General features: G+C 72.9%; 8 protein-coding genes. 6 read left to right on the top strand and 2 right to left on the bottom strand.

Annotation, left to right across the window (positions count from 1 at the left end; translation table 11 throughout):
* Positions 1 to 122: 122 nt before the first annotated feature.
* Positions 123 to 599: a GNAT family N-acetyltransferase gene (locus K5S26_RS15395; protein WP_221859784.1), complete on the bottom strand. Its 477-nt coding sequence runs from the start codon at positions 597 to 599 to the stop codon at positions 123 to 125.
* Positions 600 to 659: 60 nt separating this feature from the next.
* Here K5S26_RS15395 and truB point away from each other — a divergent pair, with 60 nt between their 5' ends.
* Genes truB through K5S26_RS15375 form a run of 4 tightly spaced genes read left to right on the top strand, consistent with a single transcriptional unit; the run spans position 660 to position 3,389 of the window.
* A complete protein-coding gene (truB, locus tag K5S26_RS15390) occupies positions 660 to 1,556 on the top strand; it encodes a tRNA pseudouridine(55) synthase TruB (protein ID WP_221859782.1) in 897 nt (298 codons plus the stop codon).
* Positions 1,553 to 1,921 carry a hypothetical protein gene (locus K5S26_RS15385; protein ID WP_221859780.1) on the top strand — a complete coding sequence of 123 codons (369 nt, stop codon included), beginning with the start codon at positions 1,553 to 1,555 and terminating at the stop codon, positions 1,919 to 1,921. The genes truB and K5S26_RS15385 overlap by 4 nt, the downstream gene beginning before the upstream one ends.
* A 47-nt stretch (positions 1,922 to 1,968) precedes the next feature.
* The gene (locus K5S26_RS15380) at positions 1,969 to 2,415 is read left to right on the top strand and encodes a hypothetical protein (protein WP_246604087.1); all 447 of its coding nucleotides are present in this window, start codon (positions 1,969 to 1,971) and stop codon (positions 2,413 to 2,415) included.
* Positions 2,412 to 3,389, top strand: coding sequence for a bifunctional riboflavin kinase/FAD synthetase (locus K5S26_RS15375; RefSeq protein ID WP_221859778.1), 978 nt, complete (start codon positions 2,412 to 2,414; stop codon positions 3,387 to 3,389). Before K5S26_RS15380 ends, K5S26_RS15375 begins: the two co-directional genes overlap by 4 nt.
* Positions 3,390 to 3,619: 230 nt before the next feature.
* Here the strand turns inward: K5S26_RS15375 and deoC are convergent, their stop codons facing one another.
* A complete protein-coding gene (deoC, locus tag K5S26_RS15370; protein ID WP_221859776.1) occupies positions 3,620 to 4,339 on the bottom strand; it encodes a deoxyribose-phosphate aldolase in 720 nt (239 codons plus the stop codon).
* 85 nt (positions 4,340 to 4,424) lie between these two features.
* Between deoC and K5S26_RS15365 the strand changes: the two genes are divergently transcribed.
* On the top strand, positions 4,425 to 4,637 hold the full coding sequence (locus K5S26_RS15365; protein WP_221859774.1) for a heavy-metal-associated domain-containing protein: 213 nt from the start codon (positions 4,425 to 4,427) through the stop codon (positions 4,635 to 4,637).
* On the top strand, positions 4,634 to 6,907 hold the full coding sequence (locus K5S26_RS15360; protein WP_221859772.1) for a heavy metal translocating P-type ATPase: 2,274 nt from the start codon (positions 4,634 to 4,636) through the stop codon (positions 6,905 to 6,907). Before K5S26_RS15365 ends, K5S26_RS15360 begins: the two co-directional genes overlap by 4 nt.
* The last annotated feature ends 42 nt before the right edge of the window (positions 6,908 to 6,949 follow it).

The raw sequence follows: 6,949 nt of genomic DNA, 5'->3' as shown, positions 1-6,949 counted from the left end.
CGCATTAGCATGAGACACGAGAACCTCCTGGTTCAGAGCGGAAGCGGTAGCAGCTCCACTCTGCCGGGAGGTTCTCGTCACATCACGGCAATCAGATCAAACAACGACCCTGGGCACTACAGCTAGACGGTGCGCACCATGGGCACGTGAGGGATGCCGTCCTCGAGGAACTCGGGCCCGTCCGTCGTGAATCCGAATCGCCCGTACCACCCGGAGAGGTGCGACTGCGCGTCCAGGCGCACCGTCCGCGCGGCGGGAGCGGCCGTGTCGTCGGCCGGGCGGTCGGCGCACAGCTCCAGCGCGCGGCGCATCAACTCCCCGGCCACGCCCCGACCGCGGGCGTCGGGTGCCGTGGCGACCCGGCCGATCCTGCGGTCCTCGCCCCGTCCCTCGGGATCGTGCAGCAGCCGCACGGTCGCGACCACCCGGTCGCCGTCCGTCGCCCAGAGGTGCAGCGCCGTCGGCTCGACGTCGCGCCCGTCGAGCTCGGGGTAGGGGCACTCCTGCTCGACCACGAAGACGTCGACGCGCAGGCGCAGGATCTCGTAGAGGGTCAGCGGCGGGATCTCCGAGACCGGAGCGGCATGGATCGAGGTCACCCGCCCAGCGTAGGCGGCCCCGCTCCCGCGGCCGAGCGCGGGACGCGTACCCTGGATGGCATGCGTCCCGCCTCCGGCATCCTCCTCGTCGACAAGCCGGGCGGCATCACCAGCCACGACGTCGTCGCGCGAACCCGCCGGGCGTTCGGGACCCGCAAGATCGGTCACGCGGGCACGCTCGATCCGATGGCGACCGGGCTTCTCGTGCTGGGCGTCGAGGACGCGACCCGGCTGCTCACCTACATCGTCGGGCTCGACAAGACCTACGAGACGACGATCCGGCTGGGACAGGCGACCACGACCGACGATGCCGAGGGCGACGTGGTGTCGACCGCGTCGGAGGAGGCGCTCGCGGCGGCGAGCGACGAGCGGATCGCCGACGGCGTCGCCGCGCTCACCGGCCGGATCTCCCAGGTGCCCAGCACGTTCTCGGCGATCAAGGTGGACGGCAAGCGCGCCTACGACCTCGCCCGCTCCGGTCAGGAGGTCGCGTTGAAGGCGCGGGAGGTGACGATCTCCCGGTTCGCCGTGCACGGCGTACGGCGCGGCGACGGGTGGGTCGACGTCGACGCGACGGTCGACTGCTCGTCCGGCACCTACATCCGCGCGCTCGCACGCGATCTGGGCGACGCGCTCGGCACGGGCGGACACCTGACGATGCTGCGGCGAACGCGCATCGGGCCGTTCCCGCTCGGCAATGCGGCGGAGCTCGAGGACGGGCGTCAGCCGGCACTCCTCGACCCCGCCGAGGTCGCCGCGCGCGTGCTGGGCCGCCTCGACGTCACCGCCGACGAGGCTCGCGACCTGCGGCACGGCAAGCGGCTGGCCGCCGCGGCATCCCGGCTCTCCGGCGAGAACGCCGCCGCGATCGACCCGGACGGCCGTCTGATCGGCATCGTCGAGCGTCGCGGCGACGCGCTCAAGAGCGCGATGAACATGCCGGAGGAGCCCGCATGATCCTGTGGTTCACCATCCTGCAGCTGGTCGTGGCGATCGCGGCGGGCGTCGTGTGCGTCGTGCTCGGACTCGCGGGGCGACGGCCGAGCGACCTCACGGTCGGCGGGCTGGCGCTGGTCGAGCTGCTGCTGGTGGCGCAGATCGTCGTCGCCGTCGTCGCGCCGTTCGTCGGCAACGGGCCCACGGGCAGCGTGCTGGAGTTCTGGACGTACCTCGTCTCCGCGGCGCTGCTGCCGGCGGCCGGCGTCGCATGGGCGCTGGTGGAGCGCAGCCGGTGGAGCACCGTCATCATGGGCGTGGTGGCGCTGTCGGTCGCCGTGATGGTGTGGCGCATGCAGGTGATCTGGACCATCCAGGTCGCCTGACCCGCGGCCTCGGTCGGTCTGCCCGCCGCCGGTAGAATGGACGGGCTATGACTGATTCCGCGCCCTCGCGCCGCATGACCGGCATCGGCCGGGTCCTCGTCATCGTCTACGCCGTGATGGCCCTGGCCGCCACCGGCCGGTCGTTCGTGCAGATCGCCGAGCGGTTCGATGAGGCGCCCCTGGCGTACTCGCTGTCGGCGGCGTCGGCGGTCGTCTATATCCTCGCCACGCTCGCGCTCGTGTTCTCTCGGCGCCCCGGCTGGTACGTGGTGGCCTGGGTCGCGATCGCGTTCGAGCTGGTCGGAGTGCTCGTCGTCGGCACGCTGTCGGTGGCGCTGCCCGAGCTCTTCCAGCATCCGACCGTCTGGTCGCTGTACGGCTACGGGTACGTGTTCATCCCGCTGCTGCTGCCGTTCTTCGGGCTCTGGTGGCTGATCACCCACCGCGCCGTGGCCGTCCCGGACGAGGCCGTGCCGGCCGGGGCGGGGCGATGATCCTCTTCGAGGACGTGGCGGACATCCCCGCCGGCTTCGGACCCACGGTCATCGCGATCGGAAAGTTCGACGGCGTGCACGCGGGGCACCGTGCGCTGATCGAGAAGATGCTCGTCGACGCGGCATCCACCGACGCCCGCACGGTCGCCGTGACGTTCGACCGCAACCCGCTCGCCGTCCTCGCGCCGGAGCGCACGCCCCGCGCTCTGGTCGGCGTCGCGCAGAAGGTCGAGCTGCTCGGCAGGACGGGCATCGACGCGACGCTTCTGCTGCGCTTCGACGAGGCCCTCGCCTCGGAGGAGGCCGAGGCGTTCGTGCGTCGCGTCATCGTCGCGGGGCTGAACGCTACGCGGGTGCTGGTCGGCAGCGACTTCCGGTTCGGACGCGGCGGCGAGGGCACCGTCGAGCTGCTGCGCACCATGGGCGAGCAGCTCGGCTTCGCGGTCGAGGAGGTCGCCGACGTCGCGAGCGCCGAGGACGGCCGTCGGGTCTCCTCCACCTGGATCCGGGAGCTGCTGGACGCGGGTGACGTGGAGCGCGCCGCGAAGCTCATGGGCCGCAGCCCGTCCGTCATCGGGGAGGTCGTCCACGGCGTCAAGCGCGGGCGCGAGCTCGGCTATCCCACCGCCAATCTGTCCTCGGAGGCCGAGGGGTATGTCCCCGCCGACGGCGTCTACGCCGGCTGGCTCATCGAGCACTCGCCCGAGGGCGTGCTGCGCTCGGGGGTGAGGTACCCCGCGGCGATCTCGATCGGCACGAACCCGACGTTCGACGACGTCGAGCTGCGGCAGGTGGAGGCCTACGTGATCGACGAGACCGGCCTCGACCTGTACGGTCGCCGCGTCGAGATCGAGTTCGTCGCCCGCATCCGCGGCATGGTCGCGTTCGAGGGCGTCGACAGGCTCATCGTGCAGATGGCCGACGACGTGGTGCGGTCGCGCGCCGCGCTGACCGAGGCGACGTCCGGGCGCTGACCCGTCGGCGGTGGCCGGCTCTCGGCCGCGCGATCCGCTGCCCCGTCGCAGGCTCCCACGGGCATCCGTCGGATCGCTCGCTCACCTGCAGGAGCTGTGGGCCGGGCGTCGGCAGCCGTCTCTCATCCTGCTCACCGGCCACACCGATCCGACGGCTGAGCGGCGAGTCCGACCACCGAACGACGCGCGCGTCCTGCGCTCGTGCGGCCCGAGGGGGAGCCGGCCGCCGATCAGTAGGACGAGGCGTCCTCCGCGCCGCCGGTCGTCCCGCCCTCGGCACGGGCGCGCAGCTCGCCGAGGATCGTCGCGCTGGCGCTCGTGCCCAGACGCGTGGCGCCGGCGTCGAGCATCGCGATCGCCGCGTCGAGGCCGCGCACGCCGCCGGAGGCCTTCACCTGCACGGCGGGGGAGACGCTCTCGCGCATGAGCGTGACGTGCTCGACCGTGGCGCCGCCGCCGGCGAACCCGGTCGAGGTCTTCACGAACGTCGCCCCGCCCGCCTCGGTGAGACGGCTGCCGCGGGCGATCTGCTCGAGATCCAGGTAGCTGGTCTCGAGGATGACCTTGGTGACCGCGCCCTCGGCGGCGGCGACGACCGCGGTGATGTCGGCCGTCACCAGGTCGTCCTCGCCCGAGCGCAGCCCGCCGATGTGGACGACCATGTCGAACTCCGTCGCGCCGTCCTCCCTCGCGCGCCGCAGCTCGGCCACCTTCGCCGCCGTGGAGGTCGTGCCATGGGGGAAGCCGATCACCGTTCCCACGGCGACGCCCGTCCCATCGAGACGACGCACCGCGTAGGCGATGTCCGACGGTCGGACGCACACGCTGAACACGCCCCACTCCGCGGCGATGTCGAGCTCGCGATCCACGTCGGCGCGCGTGAAGTCGGGCTTCAGGATCGCGTGGTCGATGGTCGCGGCGACGGCCGCCTCGGTCAGCTCGATAGACATGCCACCAGCCTATGTCGCCCCTTGTGACGGAAATACCCCAGGGGGGTATCATGGTTGTACTCGGCACCGACGAGAGGACGACATCATGGCGACCACCATCCACCTGGTCCAGGGCATGACCTGCGCGCACTGCGCACGCTCCGTGGGAGGCGGCATCGAGGGGATCGACGGCGTCCGGCGCGCGGTCGTCGACCTGGACGCCGGCGCCGTGACCGTCGAGGCCGTCGCCCCGGTGCCGGACCAGGCGATCGCCGCCGCGGTCGCCGAGGCCGGGTACGAGTATGGCGGCCGCGCATGACCGCCCCGGTGCAGGACGCGGGCGAGCGCCGCGGCGTGGTGCTCGACATCGAGGGCATGACCTGCGCGAGCTGCGTCGCCCGGGTCGAGAAGAGGCTGCAGCTCGTGCCCGGCGTGGAGGCGTCGGTGAACCTCGCGACCGAGTCGGCGAAGGTGCAGGCGCCCGCAGGCGTCCCCGACGACGCCCTCGTCGACGCCGTGAAGGCTGCGGGCTACGACGCCGTCGTCCGCGGGTCGGCTGCCGCCGGCGGCGCCGCGCACGACCACGCCGCGCACGACCACGGCGTCCAGGAGCACGACGAGCACGGGCCCGACGGCCACGACCACGGCGGCCACGACCACGACATCGAGGATGTGCCCGGAGAGACGACGCTGCGCACGCGGCTGCTCGTCTCGGCGGTGCTGAGCGCGCCGATCCTGCTGATCTCGATGGTGATGCCCCTGCACTTCCCCGGATGGCAGTGGGTGATGCTGGTCCTCACCCTGCCGGTCGTCGTGTGGGCGGGATGGCCCTTCCACCGGGCCACGCTGCGCAACGCCCGCCACGGCGCGGCGACCATGGACACGCTCATCACCCTCGGCACGATCGCCGCGCTGCTGTGGAGCATCTGGGTGACCGTCACCGGCGGCATGCACGTGTACTTCGAGGTCGCGGCCGTCGTCACGACGTTCCTGCTGCTCGGGCGCTTCATCGAGCAGAGGTCGAAGCGCCGCGCGGGCGCCGCGCTGCGCTCGCTCATGGAGCTCGGCGCGCGCGACGTCGTGCTCGCAGGCCCCGACGGGCGCGACGGCGACACCGTCCCCATCGAGCGGCTGCGCCGCGGCGACCGCTTCGTCGTGCGCCCCGGCGGCACCATCGCGACCGACGGTGTCGTGGAGGACGGCGAGGCCGCCATCGACGCCAGCATGCTCACCGGCGAGTCCGCGCCCGTCACGGTCGTCCCCGGCGGAACGGTCACCGGTGGCACTATCGCCGTCGACGGGCGCCTGATCGTCCGCGCCACCGCGGTCGGCTCCGACACGCGACTGGCGCGGATCGCGTCGCTCGTCGAGGACGCGCAGGCGGGCAAGTCCCGCATCCAGCGGCTGGCGGACCGGATCTCGGGCGTCTTCGTGCCGATCGTGATCGGTCTCGCGGTGCTCACCCTGGTCGGCTGGGTCGTCGCGGGGCAGGGCGTGGAGTCGGGATTCGTCGCCGCGGTGGCGGTGCTCATCATCGCCTGCCCGTGTGCCCTCGGGCTCGCGACGCCCGTCGCGGTGCTCGTCGGCACGGGCCGCGGCGCTCAGCTCGGCGTGCTGGTCACCGGTCCCGAGGCGATCGAGACCGCCGGCCGGATCGACACCCTGGTGCTCGACAAGACGGGCACGGTGACGAGCGGGCGCATGTCGGTGCACGGCGTGGTGCTCGGCCGCGGCGTCGAGCGCGACGAGGTGCTTCGCGTGGCGGGCGCGCTCGAGTCCGGCTCGGAGCACCCGATCGCTCGCGCGATCGTCGCGGAGGCGGGCGCCGGGGTCCCCGCGCTGACCGGCTTCCGCAACCACGCCGGCAGGGGAGTGTCGGGCGAGGTCGCTGGCCGCGAGGCGTTCGCCGGCAGCCTGTCGTTCGCCGCGGACCGCGGCGCGCGCGTGCCGGAGGAGATCGAACGGGCCGCGACGGAGGCGGCGTCCACCGTCGTGATCGTCGGATGGTCGTCGGCCGCGGGGATGAGTCCCACGGCACGCGCGGCGATCCTCGTCGGGGACACGGTCCGCGACGACAGCGCGGCGGCGATCGCCCAGCTGCGCGGCCTGGGGCTGGACGTCGTCCTGCTCACGGGCGACGGCGAGGGCATCGCCCGGAAGGTCGCGGACGAGGTCGGCATCGACACCGTGATCGCGGGGGTGTCCCCGGAGGGCAAGGTCGACGAGATCCGCCGGCTGCAGTCGGGCGGGCGGCGCGTGGCGATGGTCGGCGACGGCGTCAACGACGCGGCCGCCCTCGCCACCGCCGAGCTCGGCATCGCCATGGGCGGCGGCACCGACGCCGCCATGCACGCCAGCGACGTCACGCTCGTGCGCGACTCTCTGACGGCGGCCGCGGACGCCGTGCGGCTGTCCCGTCGCGTGCTCGGCATCATCCGCGGCAACCTGTTCTGGGCGTTCGGCTACAACGTGGCGGCGATCCCGCTGGCCGCGTTCGGCCTGCTGACCCCCATGATCGCGGGCGCGGCGATGGCGTTCTCGAGCGTGTTCGTAGTGCTCAACAGCCTCCGGCTGCGCACCTTCCGCTGACCGGCTCCCGTCACGCCGCAGCCCGGCGAGGCCACCGCCTCG

The organism is Microbacterium marinilacus (genome assembly GCF_019753765.1).
Taxonomy (GTDB): domain Bacteria; phylum Actinomycetota; class Actinomycetes; order Actinomycetales; family Microbacteriaceae; genus Microbacterium; species Microbacterium marinilacus.
This window is presented reverse-complemented; position numbering and strand designations above follow the sequence as displayed.